The 25614-nt window shown below is 70.3% G+C and carries 15 protein-coding genes; 6 read left to right on the forward strand and 9 right to left on the reverse strand.

Translation table 11 applies throughout. The annotated features are described in order from the left end of the window. Positions 1 to 82: 82 nt before the first annotated feature. Complete coding sequence (locus tag AB0C30_RS38430) at positions 83 to 2119, forward strand: alpha-amylase family glycosyl hydrolase (protein ID WP_357953286.1); 2037 nt, start codon at positions 83 to 85, stop codon at positions 2117 to 2119. A gap of 3 nt (positions 2120 to 2122) precedes the next feature. On the opposite strand, the gene AB0C30_RS38435 is transcribed toward AB0C30_RS38430, so the two are convergent. Then, positions 2123 to 3928 carry a GMC oxidoreductase gene (locus tag AB0C30_RS38435; RefSeq protein WP_357953288.1) on the reverse strand — a complete coding sequence of 602 codons (1806 nt, stop codon included), beginning with the start codon at positions 3926 to 3928 and terminating at the stop codon, positions 2123 to 2125. Between the two features lie 117 nt (positions 3929 to 4045). On the opposite strand from AB0C30_RS38435, the gene AB0C30_RS38440 reads away from it, so the two are divergent. Beyond that, entirely contained in the window at positions 4046 to 6532 is a 2487-nt protein-coding gene (locus AB0C30_RS38440; RefSeq protein WP_357953290.1) for an AAA family ATPase, read from the forward strand. A 47-nt stretch (positions 6533 to 6579) separates the two neighbouring features. On the opposite strand, the gene AB0C30_RS38445 is transcribed toward AB0C30_RS38440, so the two are convergent. The 3 genes from AB0C30_RS38445 to AB0C30_RS38455 are packed head-to-tail and all read right to left on the reverse strand — an operon-like array spanning position 6580 to position 8372. Next, complete coding sequence (locus AB0C30_RS38445) at positions 6580 to 7446, reverse strand: SMP-30/gluconolactonase/LRE family protein (RefSeq protein ID WP_357953291.1); 867 nt, start codon at positions 7444 to 7446, stop codon at positions 6580 to 6582. A 41-nt stretch (positions 7447 to 7487) separates the two neighbouring features. Beyond that, positions 7488 to 7706 carry a hypothetical protein gene (locus AB0C30_RS38450; protein ID WP_357953293.1) on the reverse strand — a complete coding sequence of 73 codons (219 nt, stop codon included), beginning with the start codon at positions 7704 to 7706 and terminating at the stop codon, positions 7488 to 7490. Between the two features lie 21 nt (positions 7707 to 7727). Beyond that, positions 7728 to 8372, reverse strand: a complete 645-nt coding sequence (locus tag AB0C30_RS38455; RefSeq protein WP_357953295.1) for an HNH endonuclease family protein — start codon at positions 8370 to 8372, stop codon at positions 7728 to 7730. Positions 8373 to 8487: 115 nt separating this feature from the next. On the opposite strand from AB0C30_RS38455, the gene AB0C30_RS38460 reads away from it, so the two are divergent. From AB0C30_RS38460 to AB0C30_RS38470, 3 genes are all read left to right on the forward strand, one after another. Then, the gene (locus AB0C30_RS38460) at positions 8488 to 9111 is read left to right on the forward strand and encodes a TetR/AcrR family transcriptional regulator (protein ID WP_357953297.1); all 624 of its coding nucleotides are present in this window, start codon (positions 8488 to 8490) and stop codon (positions 9109 to 9111) included. Between the two features lie 31 nt (positions 9112 to 9142). After that, positions 9143 to 10561: an aspartate aminotransferase family protein gene (locus tag AB0C30_RS38465; RefSeq protein ID WP_357953299.1), complete on the forward strand. Its 1419-nt coding sequence runs from the start codon at positions 9143 to 9145 to the stop codon at positions 10559 to 10561. Between the two features lie 177 nt (positions 10562 to 10738). Next, entirely contained in the window at positions 10739 to 11878 is a 1140-nt protein-coding gene (locus tag AB0C30_RS38470; RefSeq protein WP_357953301.1) for a monooxygenase, read from the forward strand. 148 nt (positions 11879 to 12026) lie between these two features. Here AB0C30_RS38470 and AB0C30_RS38475 read toward each other — a convergent pair whose 3' ends face one another. The 5 genes from AB0C30_RS38475 to AB0C30_RS38495 form a co-directional block, all read right to left on the reverse strand. Then, complete coding sequence (locus AB0C30_RS38475; RefSeq protein WP_357953303.1) at positions 12027 to 14120, reverse strand: carbohydrate-binding protein; 2094 nt, start codon at positions 14118 to 14120, stop codon at positions 12027 to 12029. Positions 14121 to 14306: 186 nt separating this feature from the next. After that, a complete protein-coding gene (locus tag AB0C30_RS38480) occupies positions 14307 to 16844 on the reverse strand; it encodes a carbohydrate-binding protein (protein WP_357953305.1) in 2538 nt (845 codons plus the stop codon). Positions 16845 to 16854: 10 nt separating this feature from the next. Continuing rightward, positions 16855 to 18024: a carbohydrate-binding protein gene (locus AB0C30_RS38485; protein ID WP_357953306.1), complete on the reverse strand. Its 1170-nt coding sequence runs from the start codon at positions 18022 to 18024 to the stop codon at positions 16855 to 16857. A 6-nt stretch (positions 18025 to 18030) separates the two neighbouring features. Next, positions 18031 to 21114, reverse strand: a complete 3084-nt coding sequence (locus tag AB0C30_RS38490; RefSeq protein WP_357953307.1) for a carbohydrate-binding protein — start codon at positions 21112 to 21114, stop codon at positions 18031 to 18033. An 89-nt stretch (positions 21115 to 21203) separates the two neighbouring features. Next, positions 21204 to 23627 carry a PQQ-dependent sugar dehydrogenase gene (locus AB0C30_RS38495; RefSeq protein ID WP_357953309.1) on the reverse strand — a complete coding sequence of 808 codons (2424 nt, stop codon included), beginning with the start codon at positions 23625 to 23627 and terminating at the stop codon, positions 21204 to 21206. Positions 23628 to 23991: 364 nt separating this feature from the next. Here AB0C30_RS38495 and AB0C30_RS38500 point away from each other — a divergent pair, with 364 nt between their 5' ends. After that, positions 23992 to 25572 (forward strand): glycoside hydrolase family 88 protein, encoded by a 1581-nt coding sequence (locus tag AB0C30_RS38500; RefSeq protein WP_357953311.1) that lies wholly within the window; start codon positions 23992 to 23994, stop codon positions 25570 to 25572. Positions 25573 to 25614: the final 42 nt, after the last annotated feature.

The raw sequence follows: 25614 nt of genomic DNA on the forward strand, positions 1-25614 counted from the left end.
TCTCCTCTCCTCTTGCCTGCGACTGTAACCCGGTTCAGATTGGGCAGACAGGCAGGAATACACAGCCAAGGAGCCCGGCGCCGTGGCGAACATCGACGAGATCATCGGCCAAGCCCCGCCCCGAAGCATTTGGGAGGCCGTCTGGCCCCAGCGTGAGAGCTACCACCCGTCGCCGTCCGACTGGCGGGACGAGGTCATCTATTTCCTGCTGCCCGACAGGTTCAGCGACGGCCGCGAGCACGGGCGCGAGCTCGTCGACCGGGCCCGGCCGGCGAACTCCCGTCCGGCCGGGTGGATGTGGAACCAGTGGGCGGCCTCCGGCCGGGACCGCTTCCAGGGCGGCACCCTGCGGGGGGTCATCTCCAAGCTCGGCTACCTGCGCGACCTCGGCGTGACCGCGCTGTGGATCGCGCCCGTGTGGAAGCAGCGGCCCGTCACGACCGTGGACGGCGTCCCCGCGCCGGACGACCCCCACGGCTACTCCATCCAGCACTTCCTGGACGTCGACCGCAGATTCGGCACCCGCGAGGACCTGGTGGAGCTGGTCGGCAAGGCCCATGAGCACGGCATCCGCGTCATCCTCGACATCCTCATCAACCACACCGGCGAGAACTGGGACTACGACCTCGGCGCCCCCGGCTCCCCCCAGTACGTGGTCCGCCCGCCGTACGCCGGCCGGGACGGGAAACTGCCGTTCGGCGCCTGGCGTGACGGCACCGGGGGGCGCCTGCCGCACGGCACCGCGCCCACCGAGCCCGACCACGGCGTGTGGCCGAGCGAGCTGCACGACCCCGACGCCTACACCAGGGCGGGCGGCGACGGGCTCGGCTGGGGCCAGGGCGGCGACGACGAGCCGGACGCGCCCTACCGGCGGGCCGACTGGTTCAGCCGGGACCTCGACCAGTCCAAAGAGCTGCAGACGATCATCCGTGTCTGGACCTACTGGATGGCGCTCACCGACATCGACGGGGTACGCATCGACACGCTCAAGCACGTGCCGCCGCGCGACGCCACGTTGTTCTGCGGGGCGCTCAGGGAGTTCGCCGACGGGCTGGGGAAGGCGAACTTCCTCATCGTGGGAGAGGTCGGCGGCGGCGACACGATCGAGGAGCGGTACCTGGACCTGATCGGGCGCAACCTGAGCGCCGTCCTGGAGACCGGCGAGACGCGGCGGCTCCTGCGCGATGTCGCGCTCGGGCGGGAGGGCTTCCCCTTCCCCGACGCCGTCGAGGAGTTCTTCCGCAGGTTCGCCACACAGGGGGTCTCTCATCGCTCTCTCGGTTCCGTCTACGTCTCGATGGTGGACGATCACGACGATCTGTCGATCGATCCCCAGCTCCGGTTCGGCGCGCTGACGCCGCCGGGCCACAGTGAGCCCGATCCCCGCCAGGTCACGGTCGGGGTGGCACTGCTGCTGTACTCGCTGGGCATCCCGTGCCTCTACTACGGCATCGAGCAGGGGCTGACGGGCCCGGAGGAGAGCGAGCGGGGATGGCTCATGGGTGAGGGCTGGGGCCGCCGCGAGCTGTCGGGGGATCGGTATCTGAGGGAGGCCATGTTCGGGCCCGAGCATCCGCGCAAAGCGGGCGCCGCCGGGCGGCCCGCCGACGGCGGGTCGCCGACCGCGGCGCACCTGTTCGACACGGAGTTGCCGGGTTTCGGCCCGTACGGCACTACGAGCCACCACGTCTTCGACCAGGACAACGAGGTCTACCAGCGGGTCAGGATGCTGCTGGCCGCGCGGGCGGCCCACCGGGCGCTGCGGGCCGGGCGGCAGTACCTGCGCAGGCTCGGCCGGGCCGACGGCGGCTACGCGCTCCCCCGGCCCGGCGACGTGCTGTGCTGGTCGCGCGTACTGGCCGGGACCGAGGTGGTCTGCGTGGTCAATCCGAGCCTGACCGAGACGCGCGGCGCCCTCGTCGAGATCGACGGCGCCCTCAACGCCCGCACGCAGGAGCTCACCGTGGTCGCCAACACGGCCGAGATCGGCGGGGTGACGAAGCACCCGCTCAGGTCGGCCGTGACCGTGCTGCCCGGCCCGGGTGCCTCGCGCCACATCGAGCTGCAGGATCTGCCTCCCGCGTCCGCGCTGGTCCTGACGAACCAGCCGGTCAACTAAGGGTCAACCAGAAAGGTGGTCCGCCAACCGCATCGCCAAGGCCGTGAGCGTCAGCGAGGGGTTCGCGGCCGGCGATGTCGGGAAGACCGACAGGTCGCAGACGTAGAGGTTGTCGTGCCCCCACGCCTTCAGGTCGGGGTCGACCACGCCCATGCCGGGATCCTCGCTCATCCGCAGCGTGCCGACCTCGTGACCGACCGCCCCGAGATCGGCCGCGAACGGCTCCGAGGCCGCCGGGTCGCCGCCCATGATCCGGATGATCCGGCCGCCGATCTCCCGCACCGCGGCGAGGTAACCGGGGATCTCGACCGGTTTCATCGTGATCACCGGCCGGCCGGTGTCCGGGTCCAGCTCGACGGTGTTGCCGTCGAGCAGCGGCACCGAAGGGAAGAAGACGATCTCGCAGTCCATCCTGGAGACGTCCGCGTGCGCCGGGACGGCGTCCTCGTCCACTCGGTACTGGTTGAGCCCCACACCCATCTCCACCACCACGTTGAGCGGCATCGCGCCGACCGAGCCGCGCAGCAGGATTTTGACCGAGTCGTGCGCGGCGTATCCGGGCGCGTCGCTCGGCAGCGTGAACTTCCAGACGTACGTGGGGTGGTCGGTGATCCCCTTGCCGACCCACTCGTTGTCGACCTGCGCCCGGCGGGCCAGCACGGCGCTGCCCACGGTGCCGGCCGCCATGATCACACGCCCGCCGTCCGCCACCCGGAACACCCGGTCCTTCCCGGCGATCAGGTCACGGGCCCGCACGGCCGCCACCCTGGTCCGGCCGCCCGAGCGGTCCCACCCGAACCCGACGACCTCGTGGTTGAGGTTGACGTGCAGGCTCTTGTTCCACCCGTCGCGCAGGCGGTCCTCCATCAGCAGCGCCGCCGTCGAGAAGATCCCTGAGGGGATGCCCAGCCGGTGCGCCACCGAGTTCTCGGCCGCCACCTGCACCTCGTGCTGGCGGAAGCGCTTCATCTGGGTGCGGAGCAGCTCCTTGATCGTCCTGCGGTAGTCGCTGAGCGTCGGGGGCGTGCCGTGCATCAGGTCGGTGGCCTCGTCGTACCACTCGGTACGCAGCTCCTCGCGGACGCCGCGCGGCCACGACTCGAACTCCCGCCCGTCCATCTTCGGGATCAGCGCCCCCCAGAAGACCGACTTGCCGCCCAGGCAGAACGCCTCGGCGACCTGCATCCCGGACGAACTCGTCCGGTAGCGCGCCGACCGGTACTGGTACCACAGGCCCCAGACGGTCCGGTTGGCCTCCGCGCCGGAGCTCTGCAGCCTGGGCATGTTGCCGACGTGGGTCGAGAACAGGTACCCGCCGGCCTCCAGCACGAGGATCTGCGGCATCCGCCCGCCCTTGGCCGCGGCCATCCTCGTCAGCTCATGGGCCAGCACGCCGCCGCCCATGCCGCTGCCGACCAGGATGTAGTCGTACACCGCGTCCTCGTCCAGCTTGGGGGCGAAGTGACGGCGGGCCGGGAGCGGGTTGGTGACGATGATGTCGTCACGGGTCGGGAACAGCTCCGACTGGGTGCCGGTCATCGTCTCGATCCGCTCGCCCGCCGCGATGTCCGCCGGCCAGGCGGTACGGTTGCCGTCCAGCGCCTCCCACGCCCCGTCACAGTGGAACTTGAACTCCACGGCCGTCCCGGCGGGCGGCCTGTCGAGCTCCACCCGCCACTCGTCCGCACCCTCCACGTAGCGGCAGGGCACGCGGGCCCGCCAGCCGTCGAGGCTGCTGAACACCCCCAGCCTCGCGTCGGGACGAATCGCCCCGCCCCTCAGCACGATCGTGAACGTCTCCCCAGCCATGCAAGCCCCCTCGCATGTCGCGCTAAATCTCCCGATGCTGGTATAGCTCGCGCCGCTTAACCTTCGCTTGCAGTCGGCGACAAGGGAGATGCGAGCGCGCAAGAGCACTGTGTGCGCATGCGAGAACGAGAGCTGGAATCGCTGACGGACCGCTTCGAGCTGGCCCGCCGGGGTGAGCCGGGGCTGGTCCTGATCCACGGCCCCGCCGGCATCGGGAAGAGCACCCTGCTGCGCCGGTTCCTGGCCACCCTCGACGACCAGGCGCACGTGATCGCCGCCGACGCCGTGGAGAGCGAGTCGGTCCTGCCGTACGGCGTGCTCACCAGGATCGCCGGTCTGCAGCCCGCGGACCCGTTCGAGGCGGGGGCCCGGCTCCGCGACCGGCTCGACGAGCTGCAGGAGGCCCGGCCGGTGGTGATCGCCGTCGACGACGCGCACTGGGCCGACTCCGTCTCGCTCACCGCGCTCGCGTTCGCCTGGCGACGGCTGCGGCCCGCCCGCGTCCTGGCCGTGCTGACCAGCCCGGACCCGTACCAGCCCGCCTCGCTCCAGCCGCTGCTCACCCGTGAGATGTCGGTACGGCTGGCGCTGACCGGCATCGGCGCCCGGCAGGTGCGCGCGCTGACCCACCTGCCCCTGACCGAGCAGGCGGCCGGGCGGCTGTGCGAGCACACGGGTGGCAACCCCCGGCACATCCTGCAGGTCCTGGAGGAGACGGACCTCGACGAGCTGGCCGACCCGCAGATCCCGCTGCCGGTGCCGGGGCAGCACGCCCGCGACGCCCTGGCCCGGCTGGCCTGGTGCAGCGAGCCCGCCCGGTCGCTGGTCGAGGCGGCGGCGGTCCTGGCCTGCGACATCGCGGCGGGCGGCGGCGGGCGGACGGCGGGCGAGGTTTCGCTCGGTGCGGCCGCCAAGCTGGCGGGCGTCGGGGCGCCGCTCTCGGCGCTGGAGGAGGCGCTGGGGGCCGGGCTGCTCGTGGAGCGGCCGACAGGTGCCGGGATCCTGATCCGCTTCTCATACCCGCTGCTCAAGGGGGCGGTCTATCAGCACATGGGCCCGACCAAGCGGCTGCGGCTGCACGCCGCGGCGGCGACGCTGACCGAGGATGAGACCACCCGGCTGGAGCACCTGCTGCGGGCCGCCGAACGTCCCGGCCCGGAGCTCGTGCGGGACATCGCGGCGGCGGGGCGACGCAGGGCCGCGGCGGGCGAGTGGGGGCCGGCGGCACGGCTGCTCGCGCAGGCGGCCCGGCTGGACCGGGAGCCGGGCGCCGACGCCGTCGAGGCCCTCCTGTTCGACGGCCGCCCGGCTGAGGCCCACGCTCTGGCGGTACGGCTGGGCGCCAACGAGCCGACCACCCGGTCAGGTACCTCTGCGACGGCTCCCTTAGAGACGGCCACCGAACCCTCCTGGACGGCTCCGTCGGATGCTGACCCTGGTGCGGGCTCCTCGACGGCCCTCAGGGTCGACACGGCGGACGGTCGTTTCGCGCGAGGGGTGCTCGCGCACTACGCCGGCCGTACCGATGAGGCGGTGGCGGCGCTGGCCGAGGCGCGGGAGCGGTGCGCGCGGCCCGTGCTGCTCGCCAGGATCGACGCCTGGAGCTGCCGCCCCGAGCCCGGCGACTATCTGCGCCTGATGCGTCACTCCGGCGGGCTGGGGGGCTCGCCACCGGCCAGGCTGCTCACCGCTGTGATGGGCAGCCTGGCCGACTTCCACCAGGGGCAGTGGGACGAGGCCGCGGCCCTGGGGCAGCTCGCCGCCGCGGTCGCCGACGAACTCGGCCCCTGCTGGATGTCGGCGCACGCCCACGCCGTGGCGTCTCTCGTGCCCGCGGCCAGGGGCGACTGGCAGCGCGCCGGACAGCACGCCGAGGCGGCCCGGCGGCTGGCCAGGGACGCGACGGCGCCGGTGGCGGTCATCGGCCCCGCGTACGCCGCGGCCCACCTGGCCGCCGCCCGGAACCGGCCGGACGAGGTGATCGCCCTGCTGAAACCGCTACTCGACCTGCTCAACGGCACCGAGCCCGCATCCGCCGAGCGTGGGCTGCTGCCGTGGGGCGATCTGCTGTTGGACGCGCTCATCACGGAGGGCGACCTGCGCCGGGCCGGTGACGTACGGGCCGGGTCTCCCGGTGTCCGGGCTCGGCTGCTGGCGGCGGGGCACGAGACCGAGGCGGCCACGACGGCGTTCGAGGCGGCGTGCGCGGAGACCGGGGAGCCGTTCGACCGGGCCAGGACCCTGCTGGCGTACGGGTCGTTCCTGCGCAGGCTCGGCCGCCGGGCAGCGGCGGCCGAACAGCTCAAGGAGGCACTGCGGGAGCTGGAACGCCTGGAGGCGGTGCCCTACGCGCAACGCTGCGAGATCGAGCTGGCGGCGTGCGGGCAGCAGCACGCGGTCTCCCCCCTCGGCCTGACGCCGCAGCAGGACGCCGTGGCCCAGTTGGTGGCCACCGGGCTGACCAACCGGCAGATCGCCCGCGAGCTGCTGCTGAGCGTCAAGACGGTCGAGTACCACATCAGCCAGGTGTACGCCCGCCTGGGCGTGTCGTCCCGCGTCGCCCTGGCCAACGGCGTCCGCGCCCGCGCGGGCTCATCAAGCTGAGGGGCCGTTCAGAGCCGCGCAGTGAGTCGGCCGCACACTGCGTCCGTTCAGAGCGCGCACTCCAGAACGGGCCGGCCGCGCACACCCGGCTCGGCGGCGAAGAGGGCGCCCGCGGCCGGCTGTTCCACCCGGTCGACGTCGAGGGCCGAGGTGGTGATGAACAGCTGGTCGAGGTTGTCGCCGCCGAAGGCGACCGCGGTGACCTTGCGTACCGGGAGGCGGACGACGGCCTCGAGACGGCCCTCAGGGCTGTAGCGGTGTACGGCGGCGCCGCCCCACAGCGCCACCCACACGCCGCCCTCGGAGTCGACCGTGAGCCCGTCGGGGGCGCCGTCGGCCGGGTCCACGACCGCGAACGGCCGCCGCCCGGTGAGCCCGCTCTCCCGGTCATAGTCCAGCACGTCGACCCGCCCGGTGGTCGTGTCGGCGTAGTAGGCGAGGTCGCCGGCGGGGCTGAAGTCCAGGCCGTTGGAGATCGTGACCTCCGGCAGCACCACGCGCAGCCCGCCGCCGGCCTCGGCCACGTAGAGGGAGCCGCGGCCCGGGGTCTCGTCGTAGGCCATGCTGCCGATGTAGAAGCGGCCGTCGGGGTCGCAGCCGCCGTCGTTCATGCGTACCGACGAATCGCTCCACGCCTCGCCGAGCGAGCGCAGCGGCGCGTCCAGGTCGTCGGAGTCGGCCAGCAGCAGCTCCCGCTCGGCCGCGACCACATAGCCCGCGCCAGCGGCGCGCGGGCGGATCGTCGCCGCGACCGCGCCGACGTGGCGGCGGCGGACCGAGCCGTCCGGGTCGAGCGCCAGCACGTCGCCGGCCATCATGTCGACGAACCGGAGACCGCCCCAGCGAGCGGACCACACGGGGCCCTCCCCGTGCTCGGCGACGGGTGCGGTCACGGTGTACGCGGCGATGGTCATGCCGATCTCCTCCAGCTGGTCTCAGACCTCCCCATTGTCGATCACGAACGGCTGACCGCCGGGTAGGTCCGCCTCTGGCCCGTCGGCAGGTTCACCACGTCGGGTCCCTCCGCGCGGGCGTCCGCCAGGGACTTGGCCAGCTCACGCAGCAGGGCGCGCGCGGCCGAGCCGGTGAGCGCGGCGCCGATGATCCGGCCGTCCACGCGGGCCCGCTCGATCAGCTGGGCCCGCACCTGGTGGCGGCGCTCCCGGGTGAACATCACCCGGCCCTATCTCGGTGATCAGGCCGAGCAGGTGTTGAGCATCTCATGCAGCGCGGCCTTCTCCGCCTTCGTGATCCGCAGCGCGTAGTGCCGCTTGACGGTGATCCACGACCGGGCGTACGTGCACCAATAGCCGATGACCGGCGGCCGCCAGGTGATCGGCGTGCTGCCGCCCTTGTCGATGTTGGCGGTGGCGCTGACGGTGACCAGTTCGGGGCGGATCAGGTCGTTGGCGAAGGCGTGGCGCTGGGCGTCGGTCCAGGTGTCGGCGCCCGAACGCCAGGCGTTGGCCAGGGGGACGAGGTGGTCGACGTCGATGTTCGCCTCGCTGGTGAGCAGCTTGCCGTCGTAGCGGCTGTACCAGGTGCCGGCCAGGACACGGCAGGACGCGTCGCGCCGGACGGCCTGTCCGTCACGGTTCAGGACGATCTCTCGGGTGTCGCACGCGCCCCGCTGCGGGGCCCATTCGGGCATGAAGCGGGTGTGGCTGTAGCCGTGGAGTGTGCCCCTCTCGCCGACGGTCAGGCCGTCGAGCGCCGTACGGGCTTCGCCCACCGAGATCGGGACGGGCATCGCGCGCGCAATCGCGGCGGCGCCGGCCGGCGGGACGAGCAGGAGTGTCGCGAGGAAGGGGACCACGAACCGCCCTGAGAAGATGGTCATGGATTACCAGTAACAGCCACCCCAAAGGAATGTCACGAAAAGTAATTGAGATGGCACCTAAAGTGACTCCATCAAGTGATTGACGGAGTAGCGGAAGCCGAATTAGTTTCGTTCCATGAGAGACAGTGACCAGGTCACCGTGATCATGAAAGTCGCGACGCAGCTCTTCGCGGCACTCGGCTTCGACGGCACCTCCACCAGGCAGATCGCCGACGCGGCGGGCCTGAACATCGCCACCGTCAACTACCACGTCGGCGGCAAGCGGGAGCTCTACCTCGCCGTGATGGAGCGCGCCCACCAAGCCGAGCGCGCCGCCCTGGAGGGGGCGCTGGGCCGCCTGGGCGGCGACGACCCGGTCACCGGGATTCACCGATTGATCGACGACTACCTGGACTTCTGCGTGGTCCATCCCGAGGTGCCGGCGCTGTGGATGCACCGCTGGCTCTCCGACGCCAGCGACCTCACCGAGCTCGAACGCCACTACGTCCAGCCGCTGGTGGTCATGGTGACCGACGCCCTGCGTCCCTCGGTCGCGGCCGGGGTGATCGACAACGCGGTCGACCTGGAGTACGCCATGTGGTCGGTGATCTGGTGCGTGCACGGGTTCGCCAAGGGCGGCGTGCTGGACGAGGAGGGCCACCGCAGGGGCGGGAGCGACACGGTGGCGCTGCGCCGCTTCCGCGCCCACCTGCACCTGACCGTGCACCGCATGCTCGGACTGCCCGGCGAAACCCCGTGACCACGGCGGCGCCATGATGCGAGGAGAGCGTGTGAACCTGCCCGACACCGGGAGGACCGCCGACGAGCTGCTGGCCGAGGTGGCCCGGCTCAAGGAGCACGATCTGCCGGTCAGGGGCGGCCAGGTGACCGCCTATGTCTACGACAGCGGCCGGGACGGCGTTCACGAGGCGGCGGCCCGCGCCTACGCGGAGATGCTGGAGGTCAACTGCCTCGACCCGACGGCCTTCCCCAGCGTGGTGGAGATGGAGAGGCAGGTCGTCGGCGCCGTCGCCGACCTGCTGGGCGGCGGCCACGGCATCTTCACCAGCGGCGGCACCGAGTCGATCATGCTGGCGGTGAAGGCCGCCCGCGACGCGGCCGGGCGCGACCGGCCCAACCTGGTGCTCCCCGTCACCGCCCATCCGGCCTTCCACAAGGCGGCGCACTACCTCGGGCTCGAGGTCAGGCCGGTGCCGGTCGATCCGGTCACGTTCAAGGCCGGCGCGCGGGCCGTGGCGGCGGCGATGGACGACGGCACCGTCCTGGTCGTGGCCTCGGCGCCGTCGTACCCCCAGGGCGTGATCGACCCGGTCGAGGAGATCGCGGCCGTGGCCGCCGCCGCTGGAGTCGGCTGCCATGTGGACGCGTGCGTGGGCGGGTGGTTACTGCCGTGGCTGCGGGCGGCCGGCGCGGCGATCCCGCCGTTCGACCTGTCGGTGCCGGGGGTCACCTCGCTCTCCTGTGACCTGCACAAGTTCGGGTACGCCCCGAAGGGCGCCTCGGTCGTGCTGTTCGCCGACCCGGCGACGCGCCGGAAGGCGTACTTCGCCTCGGCCGCCTGGCCGGGCTACACCGTCATCAACGCCACCGTGCAGAGCTCCAGGTCGGCGGGGTCGCTCGGCGGGGCATGGGCCACGCTTCAGGCTCTGGGCCGCGACGGTTACCTGGCCCTGGGCCGGACCACGCTGGAGGCGACGGCCAGATTACGCGCGGGCCTCGCGGCGATCCCGGGGCTGCGGGTGCTGGGCGATCCGGAGAGCTCGCTGGTGGCGTTCACCTCGTCGGAGCTCGACGTGTTCGTCCTGGCCGACGAGGCGCGGCGGCGCGGCTGGTACCTGCAGCCGCAGCTGTCGTACGCGGGCATCCCGGCCAACCTGCACATCACGGTCACCGGGGTGACGCTCTCGGGGATCGAGGCGCTGCTGAAGGTCATCGGCGAGTCGGCGGCGGCCGCCCGGACGCGCGGCCCGGCCGTACTCCCCGACGGGCTGATCGACCTGGTCGTGGACCTCGACCTGGAGGCACTGGACGACGCGGCCTTCGCGGAGCTGGCCGCGGCGGTCGGCGTGGACCTGCGGCCCGGCGCGGGGCAGCCGGAGATGGCGCTGGTCAACGCGGTCCTGGACGCGCTGCCCGCGCCCCGGCGGGAGGCGGTGCTGGTGCGCTTCCTGTCAGTGATCTACAGCTGACAAGCCGGTGATCCGCGGCTCGCATGCCGGTGATCTACCGCTGACGAGCCGGCGATCTGCGACTAACGTCGCAGTCCCGCGTATTCGGGAGGCGGACCCCGGCCGTCATTCCAAGGAAGGACACGGAACGTCCTACGGAAGGATGCCCCGCGCCGGGTCACGCGGGACCGTGGAAGCATGATTCGACTAGCCCGTATCGCCGCCTCGTGCGCCGTGGTCGCCCTGCTCGCCTCGTGCGGGACGGCCACCACGGCCACCCCGGCGGCCCACCCGAGCCATGCCGGGGGACATGGGGCCAAGGTCGCGCCGGTGGCCGCCCCCTTACGCGACGGCGAGCGGTTCGAGTCCCTGACGATGGCGGAGCCCTACACGCCGCACGCCCCCAACGGCGGCACCGACGACTACCGGTGCTTCGTCATCGACCCCAAGCTGACGAAACAGGCGTTCCTGACCGGAGCCCAGTTCCAGCCGCAGAACGCCGACATCGTGCACCACGCGATCTTCTTCCGGGTAGACCCCCGGCAGGCCGCCAAGGCGAAGACGCTCGACGACAGCACCCCCGGTCAGGGGTGGACGTGCTTCGGTGACGCCGGCGTGGACGACGCCTCGTGGGTGGCGCACTGGGCGCCGGGCACCAACGAGACGCTGCTGGACGCGCGCTACGGCTACGCGTTGCCGCCCGGCAGCAAGCTCATCATGCAGATCCACTACAACACGCTGAACGTGGAAGGCACCCCCGGGTCCGACAAGTCGGGCATCCGGCTGCGGCTCACCGACAAGACCCTGGAGCCGTTGGAGACCGCGCTGCTCCCGGGGCCGGTGGAGCTGCCGTGCACGCCGCAGGAGTCCGGCGCGCTGTGCGACCGGGCCGCCGCCGTCAAGGACGTGGCGCGCAGGTTCGGGCCGGGGTCCGAGGAGCAGGCCGACCAGCTGGCCAAGATGTGCGGGCCGCTCAAGCCGGGGCCGACGCAGCACTGCGACCGGCCTGTCCCGGGGCCCATCACGCTGCACGCGATGGCCGGGCACATGCACCTGCTCGGGCGCTCCATCAAGGTCGAGCTCAACCCCGGCACGCCCAAGGCGCGGACGCTGCTGAACGTCCCGAACTACGACTTCGACGACCAGGCGCTTCGTGTGCTGGCCAAGCCGGTCACGCTCAAGAAGGGCGACATGCTGCGGGTGACCTGTACGCATGACGCCGGGCTGCGCGCGCGGCTGCCGCAGTTGCGCAAGCTGCAGCCGCGTTACGTGGTCTGGGGCGAGGGGACCAGCGACGAGATGTGCCTGGGCCTGGCCATCTGGTCGAAGGCCACATGAAGCACCCGCCAGGGGGCGTAGCGCACGCAAGCGGGGCGCAGGGGGGTAGGGCGCACGCACACCGCCAGGCCGGTGTGCGTGCGCCCGTGGTCGGGTCAGCCGAGCATGACGTGATCCAGGCCGGGGGCCGCCGCCCGCGGTCGGGGTGTCAGCCCAGCGTGACCCGGTCCAGGTTGGGGCCGCCGCCCGCGGTCGTGGCCGTGAGGCGGATCGTGTTGGCCCCCGCCTGGAGGTCTACCGTGACCGTGCCGTCGGCCCAGGTGTCCCAGTTCGTGGTGGCGGGGAAGGACCGGGTGGTCACCGCCGTGCCGTTCACCGCGACCTCCATCGGCCGGTCCACCGCCGTCCCGTTGGCGTACCGGATCGTCAGGGGCGTGGGGCCCGCGGCGGCGGCGTTGACGGCGAACTCGACGTAGGAGCCCACGAGGTTGTCGTAGTTGACGAAGCCGGTCCCGGTGAAGCCGGTGTGGTTGGACTCGGCCACGCCCTGTGAGATCGTCGCGCTCTCCGCCTGGTACTCGGTGCCGGTCGGGGTGGCGGCCGAGACGTCGATGTAGTCCGCGTTCGGGCCGCCGTTCGCGGTGGTGGCCGTCGCGCGGATGGTGTTGGCCCCGGCGGTCAGCGGCAGCGTGAACGTGGCCGTCGCCCAGGTGTCCCAGTCACCGGTGCTGGGGAAGTCGCGGGTCAGCGTGGTGCCGTTGGCGGTGATGGTCATCGGGCGGTTGACCGTCGTGCCGTTGGCGTACCTGAGGGTGACGTTGGCGTTGCCGGCCGCGGTGGCGTTGACGGTGTACTCGACGTACGAGCCGACGACGTTGTCGTAGTTGACGAAGCCGGTGCCGGAGTAGCCCGCGTGGTTGGACTCGACGACGCCCTGCGAGATCGTCGCGTTCTCCGCCTCGTAGTGGGGGGTCACGGCGGTGGGCCGGGCGCGGATGAGACGGGTCTCGCCGGGGCGCAGGGTGGCGCTGTAGGAGGAGGCGACGGTGCCCTCTGAGCCGCCGGACCACAGGTTCGTGACCTCGGCCGGGCCGGTGAAGCCCACTTGCGACCAGGTGACGCTGACCGTGGAGTTGCCGGACGTACCGGTGTTGTAGAGCGCCACGATGTAGTCGCCGTTCGATTCCCGTTTACGCCACACCTGGTTGACACCACTGTTCACAACCCGGCCGGCCGCGACGCCGTCCTGGTCTACGGCGATGAGCCGGTCGTTGGTCAGCATGGCCAGGTCGGTCGAGGTGAGCGCGGTCAGGTCGGTGCCGAGCAGCAGCGGGCTGGAGATCATGGCCCAGTGCGTCATGTGCGTACGCCGCTGGTCGGCGGTGAGACCGACCTGGTCGCCGTTGCCGACCTCCAGGGAGTCGTAGTCGTTCCAGCCGCCGGGACCGGCGTACTGCTGCCAGCTGGCGGCCGAGGTGAACCGGCTGGACACGTGCGACCAGTCGGTGAGGGGGAACCCGCTCCCGTTGGCGCCGGGACCGCAGTAGCACTCGACGTCGCCCTGGGTACGCCAGCTGTTGGCCAGCCGCTTCCAGGTGGTGGCCTGGGCGATGGGCAGGTTGTTGGACAGCGCGAAGTTGATCGGCCGGCCGGTCTGGCGCAGCGCCTTGTCCCAGGCTTCGACGTCGGCGACCGTCGTCGCGTCCACGCCGTCGATCTTCAGGTAGTCGACGCCCCACGAGGCCATCTGGTTCGCCCAGGAGTTGATGAACAGCTGCGCGCCGGGGTGGGAGTAGTTCAGCCGGTACATGTTCTTGCAGTTGTAGTTCTTGTGCGTCTGCGAGGTGTCGGCGATGTCCTGCGCGTGGTACGAGGTGCCCTCGACGGGCTTGTTGGCGGTGACGGCGTTCTTGGCGATGCCGGGCGTGACGTAGAAGCCGAACTTCAGCCCCTTGGCGTGCACGTAGTCGGCCAGCGCCTTGATCCCGCTGGGGAACTTGGCGGTGTCGACGGCCCACCGCCCGAAGCCGTCGACCTGGAAGCCGTTGGAGTCGCACTTCTGGTAGAAGTCGTCGAGGTTGACGTAGACGTAGCCGTGCGCGGCCAGGCCACTGCTGACCAGCGCGTCGGCCTGAGCCTTCATCTTGGTCTCATCGGGCCAGCGCCGCACGAAGCTCCAGCTGCTCCACCCCATGGCGGGCCTGATCGACAGGCCGTTGTCGGACGCGGCCGCGGGCTGAAGGCCTGCGAACAAGCCCGCTAAGAGCACCGCCACCGCCGTGACTATCCCTCTCCCTCTCACGGGATCTCTCCTTTGCTCGTACGGCCGGCCCGGTGGGCGCCAAGCGCCGTACGGGGCCGGGGACTGTCCAGGGGAACGCTCCTCCGGTGGAGCCGGCGCGCCGCCGCTACGTGCGCCTTCTTGGCCATGGCCGCCGTTGGTGCCGGCCGCCGTGCGAAGCGTCCGCGCCCGCACGGCGGCCGGGGTTCAACCGATCGTGACGCGATCGAGGTTCGGACCGCCGCCGGCCGTGGTGGCGGTGGCGCGGATGGTGTTGGCGCCCGCGTTCAGCGGGACCGTGATCGACTTGGTCGTCCAGGTGTCCCAGTTCGCCGTCGGGTCGAAGGCGAGCTCGTCGGAGACGAGGGTGCCGTTGACCGTGACGTCCATCGGCCGGTTGGCCGCGGTGCCGTTGGCGAACCTCAGCGTCAGCGTGGCGTTCCCGGCCGACTCGGCGTTCGCCGTGAACTCGACGTAGGAGCCGACGAGGTTGTCGTAGTTGACGAACCCGGTCCCGGTGAAGCCGGTGTGGTTGGACTCGGCGACGCCCTGGGAGATCGTGGCGTCCTCGGCCTGGTAGTCGGTGGTGGTTCCGCCGCCGCCCGGTGTCACGTCCACGTCGATGTAGTCGATGTTCGGGTTGCCGTTGGCCGTGGTGGCGGTGGCGCGGATCGTGTTGGTCCCGGCGTTGACCGGGACCGTGAAGGTGTCGGTGGCCCAGGTGTCCCACGTGCCGGTGCTCGCGTAGTCACGAGTGGCGAAAACCGTCGTGCCGTTGACGGCTATCGCCGACGGCCGGTTGGTGGTGGTGCCGTTGGCGTACCGGAACTTGATCGTCGCGGTGCCGGCGGCAGCTGCGGTGATGGACCACTGCAGGTAGGACCCGGCGGCGTTGTCGCCGTTGACGTAGCCCGTGCCGCTGTAACCGGTGTGGGAGTTCTCGAAGATGCCCTGCGAGATCGTCGCGTCCTCCGCCTCGTAGCGGCCCGGCGGAGGTGTCGTGCCGCCGCCGGCCGCGTACTGGCCGCCGACCCACGCCTCGTCCACCCGCCAGCGGGAGACGCCGTGGTGGCCGGTCTTGGTGAGCCGGACGTAGCGGGCGGTGGTGGCGGTCAGGTCGATGAACTGCACGCCGCGCGCGTTCGGCACGGTGCCGGTCTTGACCGCGCTCCCCCAGCTCGACCCGTCGTTGCTGACGTGCACCTGGTAGCCGGAGATGCGGGCCGACCCGGACGACGGATAGACGGTCGAGTCCTCCCGCTGGTTGAACGCCAGGTATTGGATCCGCTTGGCCGAGCCCAGGTCGAACGTCAGGGAAGCGGGCTCGGCGGCGTTGCTGTCCCAGTAGGTGAGGTAGTCGCCGTCACCCGCGGCCGAGGCGCCGTGCCCGCTGGTGGAGGAGCTCGCCGAGAGCGAGACGCCGCTGTAGATGCCCTCACGGCCGCTGGAGATCACCTTGAAGACCGTGTCGTACTGGTCCCAGGAGGAGATGCCGCTCAGCGTCAGCGTCCCGTTGGCCTGCGTGAACGTCACCGGCGAGCCGGTACGCAGGTTCGTCACCGAGCTGATCCGGTAGCCGTTGTCACGCACGGACAGCGTGCTGCCGGACGGCGGCGTGATGACGTGGATGTAGTGCCGGTTGGGATCGGTCTTGGAGATCGTGGTCACGCCGTGGGCGCCGTTGTTCCAGAAGCCCGGTTTGAGCCCGCCGAACATGTAGCCGCCGCCCTCGGTGCCGCCGAGCGACTCCCAGATATCCTCCAGGTAGGTGTTGGCGAAGTTGTTGAAGCTCACCTGCTGGGCGGGGAACTTGCCGTTGACCATCGCTGTCTCGGCCATCAGCGCCTTCACCGACGATCCGGCGTTGGTGATGAGCCGGCCCAGCGTGAGCTTGCGGTCCACCGCCTCGTCCGACCCGCCGTACCACCAGGGGCCGCCGGTCGGCAGCTTGAAGTCGGCCTCGATCAGCCTCGGCAGCGCCGTGTAGACCGCCTGCGGGTAGTCGTAGGAGGGCGACATGCCGGTCTTCTGCTCGTTGCTGATCATGTCCATGATCGGCGTGTCTTCGTTGTTGTTCGAGATCGTCATGTCCGGGCGCTGCTGGTAGATCTTGGCGTAGAGGTTGTTGCTCTCCCAGTAGGCGTTGTCGTTGTCGATCCAGAACCCGGCCAGCTTCGGATAGCGCTGCATCTGCTCGAAGAACTGCAGGTAGCTGAACTCCCCGAACCCGTCACGGGTGGTCAGGTCCACGTTGTGGCCGACGTAGCTGGAGAAGGCCGAGGAGTTGAGCCAGTCGCCGGAGCTGAGCCCCTCGTTGTGCCACTGCGGGTCGTCGGTCATGTAGTTGATGACCTTCAGCCCCTGCGCATCGGCGGCGTCGATCAGCTCGCCCAGGAAGTCCCGCGTGGTGCGGCACGAGCCCGGGATCGACGACGGGTACGGCCGGGCGTAGCCGAGCCTGCTGTGGAAGGTGGCCAGGACGATGTACTGGGCGTGCAGCTTCTTGGCCTCGTTGACCCAGTAGGAGGCGCTCCAGCCGCCGTTGGTCACGTCGGCCTCCCAGCCGCTGCAGCTGGTGTGCTGCGGCGAGGTGCGCTCGCCCCAGTGCAGGAAGAGGCCGGCGATCGAGTTGCGCAGGAACGCCTGGCGCGGGTGTTGCAGGTCGGCCCGGGCGGGCAGTGCGGTGAGCAGGCCGAGCAGGAGGGCGAGTACGGCGAAGACCGCCGTACGCGACACACGGGACATATGCGTGCTCCTAGGGTCCGGTGATGTCGAGGTAGTCGAGGTTCGGGCAGCCGTTGGCGGTGGTGGCGGTGAGCCTGACCGTGTTCGCGCCGGCGACCAGGTTGGCGTTGACGGTCTTGCTCGCCCACGTGGTCCAGGCGCCGGTGCCCGCGAAGCTCAGGCCCGAGGCGACGACGGTGCCGTTGACCGTGACGTCCATGGGCCGGTTGGCGGAGGTGCCGTTGGCGTACCGGATGGTGAGGGTCGCGGGGCCCGCGGTGCCCTGCTGGAACTCCCACTGGGTGTACGCGCCCGCCACGTTGTCGGAGTTGACGAAGCCGGTGCCGGAGAAGCCGGCGTGGTTGGACTCGACCACGCCCTGCGAGATCGTCGCGTTCTCCGCCTCCAGGCGGGTCGCGGTGACCTGCACCTGCTTGTAGGCCCGCATGTTGGTGAGCAGCATGTAGCAGTTCTGCAGCGAGCCCGAGGTGTCGCCGAGCGAGCGGTAGATGCCCCACTTGGGGCGGACCCGGTCGCCCAGGAACGTGTCGCCGGTCTTGGTGGCGTCGACCAGCGTGGTGCTCCCGTCGCGCAGCACCCAGCGGACCGAGCCCGCGCTGCCGTCGCCGATCTTGATCTCGTACTCGGCGTCGATCCACTTGTCCTGCAGCGGCTCCAGGTTCGTCCGGCCGACCAGGATGCCCTGCTCGTAGATCGTGTGCTCGATGGTCTGCACGCCATTCACCCGGCGCAGCGAGGTGGTGGTGATGGGCAGCGTTCCGGTGCCCGGCATCTTCGTCTGGCTGATGTGGGTGAAGGTCGTGGTCGCCTTCAGCGAGCTCGGGATGAACATCGAGTACGTGACCCGCCACGTCTCGCCCTTCAGCCACTGCAGGTAGCCGCTGGGGTTACGGGTGCCGGTCACCTCCTGCCGCTGCCGGTCGGTCATCGTGTCGCGGTCGACCGTGTGCATGTTGAAGCGGAAGTTGTTGCCTTCGGCGAAGATGTGCGGCTGACCGGCGGGGTGGGAGTCGGCGCGGTCGTCCTCGATCGTCTCGAACGCGCCGAGCCCGACCGACGACGCCTCCGGCGCCCACATGAGCTGCCAGGCGACCGCCGCCGCGGCCGGGCGGGCGGGCAGGTACGGGGTGAGGAGCGCGGCGCCTACGAGGGTCCCCAGCTGGCGTCGGGTGATGTCCATGGCTTCCTATCCGATTGTGATCTTGTCGAGGTTGGGGCCCCCGTTGGCCGTCGTGGCGGTCGTCCTGATCGTGTTGGCCCCCGCCGTGAGCTGGACGGTGAGCGTGGCGGTCTGCCAGGTGTCCCAGTTCCCGGTGCCGGCGAAGTCGCGGTTCACGGCTGTGCCGCCGTTGACCGCGATGGCCATCGGCCGGTTGACCGTGGTGCCGTTGGCGTAGCGGATCGTCAGCGTGGCGGGCCCCGCGGCCGCGGCGGTGACGGCGAACTCGACGTACGAACCGGTGACGTTGTCGAGGTTGACGAAGCCGGTGCCGGTGAAGCCGGTGTGGTTGGACTCCACGACGCCCTGGGAGATCGTGGCGTCCTCTGCCTGGTAGTCGGTGCCGCCCCCCGAGGCGGTCGCCACGTCGATGTAGTCGATGTTCGGGTTGCCGTTGGCCGTGGTGGCGGTGGCCCGCAGCGTGTTGGCCCCGGCGTTGACCGGGACCGTGAAGGTGTCGGTGACCCAGGTGTCCCACGTGCCGGTGCTCGCGTAGTCACGAGTGGCGAACACCGTCGTGCCGTTGACGGCGATCGCCGACGGCCGGTTGGTCGTGGTGCCGTTGGCGTACCGGAACTTGATCGTCGCCGTGCCGGCCGCTGCCGCCTCGAAGGCCCACTCGATGAAGGCGCCCGCCGCGTTGTCGCCGTTGACGTAGCCCGTGCCGCTGTAACCGGTGTGGGAGTTCTCGAAGATGCCCTGCGAGATCGTCGCGTCCTCCGCCTCGTAGCGGCCCGGCGGCGGCGGTGTGCTCGCGCCCGGCAGGCCCCAGGCGGCGCCCGGCGTGGCGATCGGCACCGGCGCGATGACCAGGTCCGGGACCGCGCCCGCGTAGACGAGCACCTCACGGTTCTTGGGCAGGGTGATGCCCAGGACGCCGCCGCCCAGGTCCGAGACCGTGGCGGGAGTGCCGTCGTCGAGCACCGCGGTGACCGTGCCGGTCAGGCCGTGGTCGAGCTTGAGCGGCTCACCCGCCAGGCTCCTGACCCGGACGAAGCGGGTCGTACCTGCCTGCCGTACGGCGGAGACGAGGAAGGCGCCCTGCGTACGGAAGTCGTGCAGCGTGACGTCGGGCCACGAGCCCGGGATCGCGGGGAAGACGCGGACGACGCCGCCCCAGCTCTGGCAGAGCAGGTCGTGGATCGACTGCGAGGCCGACAGCGGCGTTTCGATGACCGGTCCGGCCTCGGTGTAGTGGGTGTTGGCCCGGCACGGATACGACGTCGAGGGGTCGAAGAACTTCAGCAGGTACGACAGCGCCGTGTCGCCCCGCCGCATCATGGCGTACATGGAGGCGGCGCCGGTGTAGCTGTAGCCCCGGTGCGCACCGGTCAGGGCGTGCCACCGGACGATCGACTTCTCGATCAGCGAGCGATTGCCCGTCTGATCCCAGTTGACCAGGTAGAGGGGATAAATCATCAAAAGGTGGGAGTAGTGGCGGTGGGACTGCGCGTACGGCGTGCTACCGCCGATCATGTAGCCGTTCGTGTCCGTCGGGTACGACACGAGTGTGCTGAGCACCTGCTGCCACTTGGTCTTCAGCGGGTCGTCGACGCCCAGGCGGGCCGCCGAGTCGAGCAGCGTCTGACAGCCCCACCTGATCAGGGCCAGGTCGTAGTTGGTGTCCTGCGGCGGGACGGTCGGGTACTCGGGCGACAGCGTGCTCGGCAGGTGCAGCTTGCCGTCACTGCCGCTGGCCAGGAAGTGCAGGTAGTAGTTGATCGCCCGGCGCAGCAGCGGGAACAGCGTGTCCCTGAGCAGCCCGTCGTCCATCGTGTGCCGGTAGGACAGCCACACGTTGTGCAGCGCCCAGGTCAGGTCGCCGACCTCGGCGCCGCTGCCGGGCGTGCCGACGCTCCGGGTGGCGAACATGTCCGAGCTGCGGCCCACGCCCGAGGAGTCGCTGCGGTACGCGCTGCCCACGTTGGCGGTCAGCTGCGCCCGGTTCTGGTCGAGCGTGCTGGTGACCGAGTCGAGCTCCAGATGGTTGGAGCCGTGGATGAGCCAGTACTCCAGCTGCACGTTGAGGTTCCACCACACGCCGGGCCACGGGGTGGGCTCCAGCCACGGGCCGGTCGTCGCCATCACCGGCGCGCCGGCGCGGGTGGCGGAGGCCACCTTGTACAGCTGGATCCAGTGGAAGCTCTGCAGCCGCTGGTCTGGGAAGGACACGAAGCTCTTGCGGTAGAAGGCGTGCCACCAGGTCCGGTGCGCCGCCCGCAGCGTGTCGTAGGTGCCCGCGTTCTGGATCCGGCCGAGCGAGGCCGTCTCGGCCGCGGTGTTGGACGGGAAGCTGTGGGCGACCGACAGCAGCAGGAGGTTGCCGCTCTGCCGGTAGGCGGTGGCGGTCTGCCCTCCCCCGGCCAGCCCCTGGAGCACCTGCTTGACGTCGCCGGTGGTCTTGGTCGTGTAGGCCGGGTTGTGCGTGTAGCCGGACGGCGGGTCCTCCGACGCCTGCCTGGGGCTGTCGGCCACCTCCGGGTGGAAGGTCCACCGGACCTGCTCACTACCCGTGACCGAGGCGCTGGCCACGAACGTCTCGTCATGGATGAACGCGGTGAACGTGATCTTCCCCGACGAGGTGGTGACGGTGCCGGTCAGCTCGGCGTCCCACAGGCTCAGCCGCCAGTCGACGGCGGTGATCGTGCCGACGGGGTCGAGCGTGAGATGGCCCACGGGCAGCCGGCAGGTGCCGAACCCGCTGCCGAACTCCGGCCGGTGGTCCTGGACGCGCCCGTGCTGGGTGGTGAAGCGGATCTTGTTGGCGTCCGGCTCCTTGTAGATCATGCTGCCGAGCAGGCCGTCGCCCAGGAACGGGCCCTCGTGCCAGAGCGTGGGCAGCTTGCCCCACAGCAGGTCCTGCTCCCGCAGGAACGCGGCCCACTGGGCGTCCGAGGTCATCCGGACGTCGAGCGTCCAGGGCGCCGACCGCGCCTCGGCACGAGCGGGGATGGCGGTGGCGCCGCTCAGCGCCGCCGTGGCCAGAGTGCCGAAGGCGCCGCCCAGCACCACCCGGCGCGTCGGCTTACTCTCACTGTCGTCAGGTTCCATCACGCGAGGTTCTCCAGCTGCTGTGGGGGGTGTGCTCCGGGGGGCAGGCGGCCGCGCCGAAGCGCGGCCGCCTGGTGAGGGGGCGTACGTCACTGGATGTTGGAGCGCCTGATCACGTCGGCGTCACCGTTGCCGTTGTTGTCGGAGTTGGTGGAGCCGAACCAGATGGCGCTGGCGTTCGGCACCTTCTCCACCGCGCGGAGCCGGCCGTACGTCCCGTTGAAGTAGGAGTTGACCGTCGAGACGTTCTCGCCGTTGAGCACGATCCGCCACAGCCGCTGGCCGCGCAGCGCCGCCATGAACACGGTGTTGTTGACGATGGCGATGCCGCTGGGCGAGGCCTCCGAGACACTCCACGTGTACTTGGGATTGGTCATGCCGGAGGTGCTGCAGGTGCCCTCACAGGTGGGCCAGCCGTAGTTCTTGCCCGGCTGGATCAGGTTGAGCTCGTCCCTGGAGGAGTTGCCCAGCTCCGACTCCCACAGCCGCCCGGCCGAGTCCCACGCCAGGCCCTGCGGGTTGCGGTGGCCGTAGCTGTAGACGCGGGTGTTGAACGGGTTGCCCGGAGCGGCCGCGCCCGTCTTGGTGATGCGCAGGATCTTGCCGTTGAGCGAGCTGAGGTTCTGCGCGTTGCTGCTCTGCTGGGCGTCGCCCGCGGTGACGTACAGGTAGCCGTCGGGGCCGAACCTGATGCGGCCGCCGTTGTGGTAGCGGTTCTTGTCAATGCCTTGCAGGATCGCGCTGTAGCCGCTGAGCGTGGTGCCGTTGAAGTTCATCTTCGCGACCCGGTTGCCCTCGGAGGCGGTGTGCATGAAGAACACCTCCTGGTCGGTCGTGCCGTTCCAGGTGGGCGAGAAGTCGAGGCCCAACAGGCCGCCCTCGCCGTCGGTGGTCACCACGTTGGGCACGGTGCCGACCTGCGTCTTGGTTCCCGACGGGGTGATCTTGAATACCTTGAACGAGTCCCGCTCGGTGACCAGCGCGTACGAGCCGTCGGGCGCCCAGGAGATGTCCCAGGGGATGTCCCAGCCGCCGGCAATCGTGGTCGGCGTCTGCGGCACGGTGCCGCAGCCGCCGGTCGTGAACGACGCGGAGGCCGCGCTCGGCGTGGACAGCTGGTTGGCACTGTCACGAGCGACGACGTCGAGCGTGTAGGTGTGCGCGCACTCCAGCGGCACGCTGGCGCTGGTCGCGGGCGGCGTGCCGGTGACCGTCTGCAGCACGGTGCCGGTGGCGTGGTCCCGGATCAGGTAGGCGCGCACGCCGTTGTCATCGGTCGAGGCGGCCCAGGTCACGGTGGCCGAGGTGGGCTGCACGCCGGTCACGGTGGGCTGGCCGGGCTGCGACGGCGGGTTGTCCGCGGGCGCGGGCAGCGTGCGGCAGTTCGCCTCCGGGCTGCTCAGCGACACATTCCCGGACGCGTCGCGGGCGAACACCGAGATCTGGTACGCGAAGTCCGCGTTCAGCCCCGTCACCGTGTACGGCGGCGCGGGCGCGGTGGCGATCTGGGTGCCCTGGTGGAAGATGTCGTAGGCCACGACGCCGACGTTGTCGGTCGACGTCGGCCAGTCCAGCCGGATGCTGTTGGAGGTGATGTCACTGCACACCGGCTGACCAGGGGCGGTCGGCTTCTCGGTGTCACCGGGGCCGCTGACGCGCAGCCGGTCGAGGTTCGGGCCGCCGTTGGCGGTGGTGCCGGTGGCTCTGATCGTGTTGCCGCCGGCGTTCAGCGTGGCGTTGAGGCTGATCTCCTGCCACGTGGTCCACGCGCCGGTGCCGGGGAAGGACTGGCTGGCCGCGATGGACGTACCGTTGACCGTGACGCTCATCGGCCGGTCCACGGTGGTGCCGTTGGCGAAGCGGAACGTCAGGGTCTGCGGCCCGGTGGTCGCGGCGCTCACCGCGAACTCGACGTAGGAGCCGGCCACGTTGTCGTAGTTCACGAAACCGGAGCCGGTGTAGCCCTCGTGGTTCGCCTCAACGACGCCCTGCGAGATCGTGCCGCTCTCGGCCTGGTAGTCGGTGAAGTTCGAGGACGAGGCGACCTCGGCCTCCAGGTAGTCCCAGTTCGGGTTGCCGCCGGCGCCGCTGGCGGTGGCCTTGATCGTGTTGGTGCCGGCGACGACCGGCGCGGTCAGCGTGACCGTCGCCCAGGTGTCCCAGTTGGCGGTGGCGTTGAACGCCCGCGCCGCGGCGACGACGGTGCCGTTGACCGCGATGTCGCTCGGCCGGTTGGCGCTGGTGCCGTTGGCATAGCGGAAGGCCAGCGTGGCGGTGCCCGCGCTGGGCGCGTTGATGGTCCATTCGACCGAGGATCCGGCGACGTTGTCACCGTTGACGAATCCGGTGCCGGAGTATCCGGTGTGGTTCGACTCCACCACACCTTGCGAGATCGTGGCGCTCTCCGCCTCGTATCGGGTGGGCGCCGCGGCGGCCGGAGGGGCCACGACCGTCAGCGCCCCGGCGAAGAGCGCGAGGACACCGGCGAGAACGCGGTACCTGCGTAAGTTCATTCGATCACTCCTGCGGGGGGTGGTATCTCGGCGAGAGATTGGAGCTTTTCATCGTGTTCCCACAAATAGTCACAACCGTCAACAGATTCTAGATCTTGGAACGATCCAATCTTTAGGAAACTTTCCTAACCCTACTTATGGTCATCCGGAGCAGAGATCGGATGTCCTGACGCCTGGACACAGAGAGAGTCGGGATGTTTGGCTATGCGCCAGGCGAAAGGTTGGATCTGTCTCTCGACGCACGCGAAGGCGCGCCAGGCATTTCACCGCACTCAGCGCAGCCGAGAGACATCACAGGTCAGAAGCTCACAGGTGAGACATAGGATGTCTTACCTGTGGCGCTCACCAGCGTGAGGAGAGTCCCTTGCCCCTCAGAATCCGACATCGAGTGGTGGCCGTGGTGGCCCTCGGTGCCCTGCTGATCCAGCCCGTGCCCGCGGCCGTCGCCGCGGCCACGCTCCACGAAGCCGAGAACGCCACCATCTCGCAAGGCGTCGTGGAATCCAACCACGCCGGGTTCACCGGCACCGGTTTCGTCAACTACGACAACGTGGCCGGCTCGTCGGTCGAATGGGCGACCGACTCACCGCAGGCGCGCCAGGTGCAGCTGATCCTGCGGTACGCCAACGGCACCACGGTGGACCGGCCGATGAGCATCTCCCTCAACGGCACGACCATCGCGACCGGCCTGTCCTTCCCGGGCACCGGAGCGTGGACCACCTGGCGGACGGTGACCGTACAGGCCTCGCTGGTCGCCGGAACGAACACCGTACGGGCCACCGCGACGACCGCGAACGGCGGCCCGAACGTCGACTCGCTCACCGTCGACGACGGCACCACGGGCGGCGGGACGGACTGGTCCAAGGCCGTCATCGACTCCACGATGGCCCGCTTCACCCCCAGCTCGCTGGGGGGCTGGAGCTACCCGCAGGGCTTATACCTGTGGGGGCAGTATCTCGTCTGGCAGCGCACCGGCGACGCCCGCTACCTGCAGTACATCAAGGACTGGGCCGACCGCTTCGTCGACAGCTCGGGCAACATCTCCAACAGTTTCAGCAACCTGGACAGCATGCAGGCGGGCAACGTACTGCTGGCCCTGTTCAAGGAGACGGGCCAGGCCCGCTACCGCACCGCCGCCGCCAAGATCCGGACCCGGCTGAACACCTACCCGCGCACCTCCGACGGCGGCTGGTGGCACTCCACCTCCGACTCGCGGCAGGGCCAGCTCTGGGGCGACGGCGTCTACATGGCCGATCCGTTCCTGGCCCGCTACGGCGCCTGGGTCGCGGGCGACACCTTCACCAGCACCGAGCCGGCCAAGCAGATCGAGGTCTATCACAGCCATCTGCGACGCACCTCGGGCACGGCGGCCGGGCTGCTGTATCACGCCTATGACGAGCCCGGCGGCCTGACCGCCTCCTGGGTGAAGCCGTCCCTGGGCAACACGAACGGGATCTCGTGGTGCCGGGCCATGGGCTGGTTCGGCATGGCCACGATCGACATCCTCGACCTCATCCCGGCCGACCACCCGCGCCGGACCGCGTTGATCAACATCATCCGCGACCTGGTGCCCGCCTACGCCCGCTGGCAGGACCCGGCGACCGGACGGTGGTTCCAGGTGGTCACCGAGACGACGAACTCCGCCAACTGGACCGAGACGTCCTGCTCGGCGATGTACACGTACACGATCTCGAAGGCGGTCGAGCGCGGCTATGTGGACGCCTCCTACCGCGCCAACGCCGACCGGGGCTACCAGGGGGTGCTGAACAAGATCTCACTCGGCCAGGACGGGCGGACGAACCTCGTGGACGTCAGCGAGGGCACCAACGCCAGCGACTCGCTCAGCTACTACTTCAACCGGGGGCGGCCGGTGAACGACTTCCACGGCCTGGGCGCCTTCTTGATCATGAACGAGCAGATGATGCGCGTCGGCCCCGGCAGCTGACCCGCACGGCTCTCCTGGGACCGGCGCGCACGCGTCGGTCCC

The sequence above is a fragment of the Nonomuraea sp. NPDC048901 genome, from assembly GCF_040649695.1.
In the GTDB taxonomy this organism is placed as follows: Bacteria; Actinomycetota; Actinomycetes; order Streptosporangiales; family Streptosporangiaceae; genus Nonomuraea.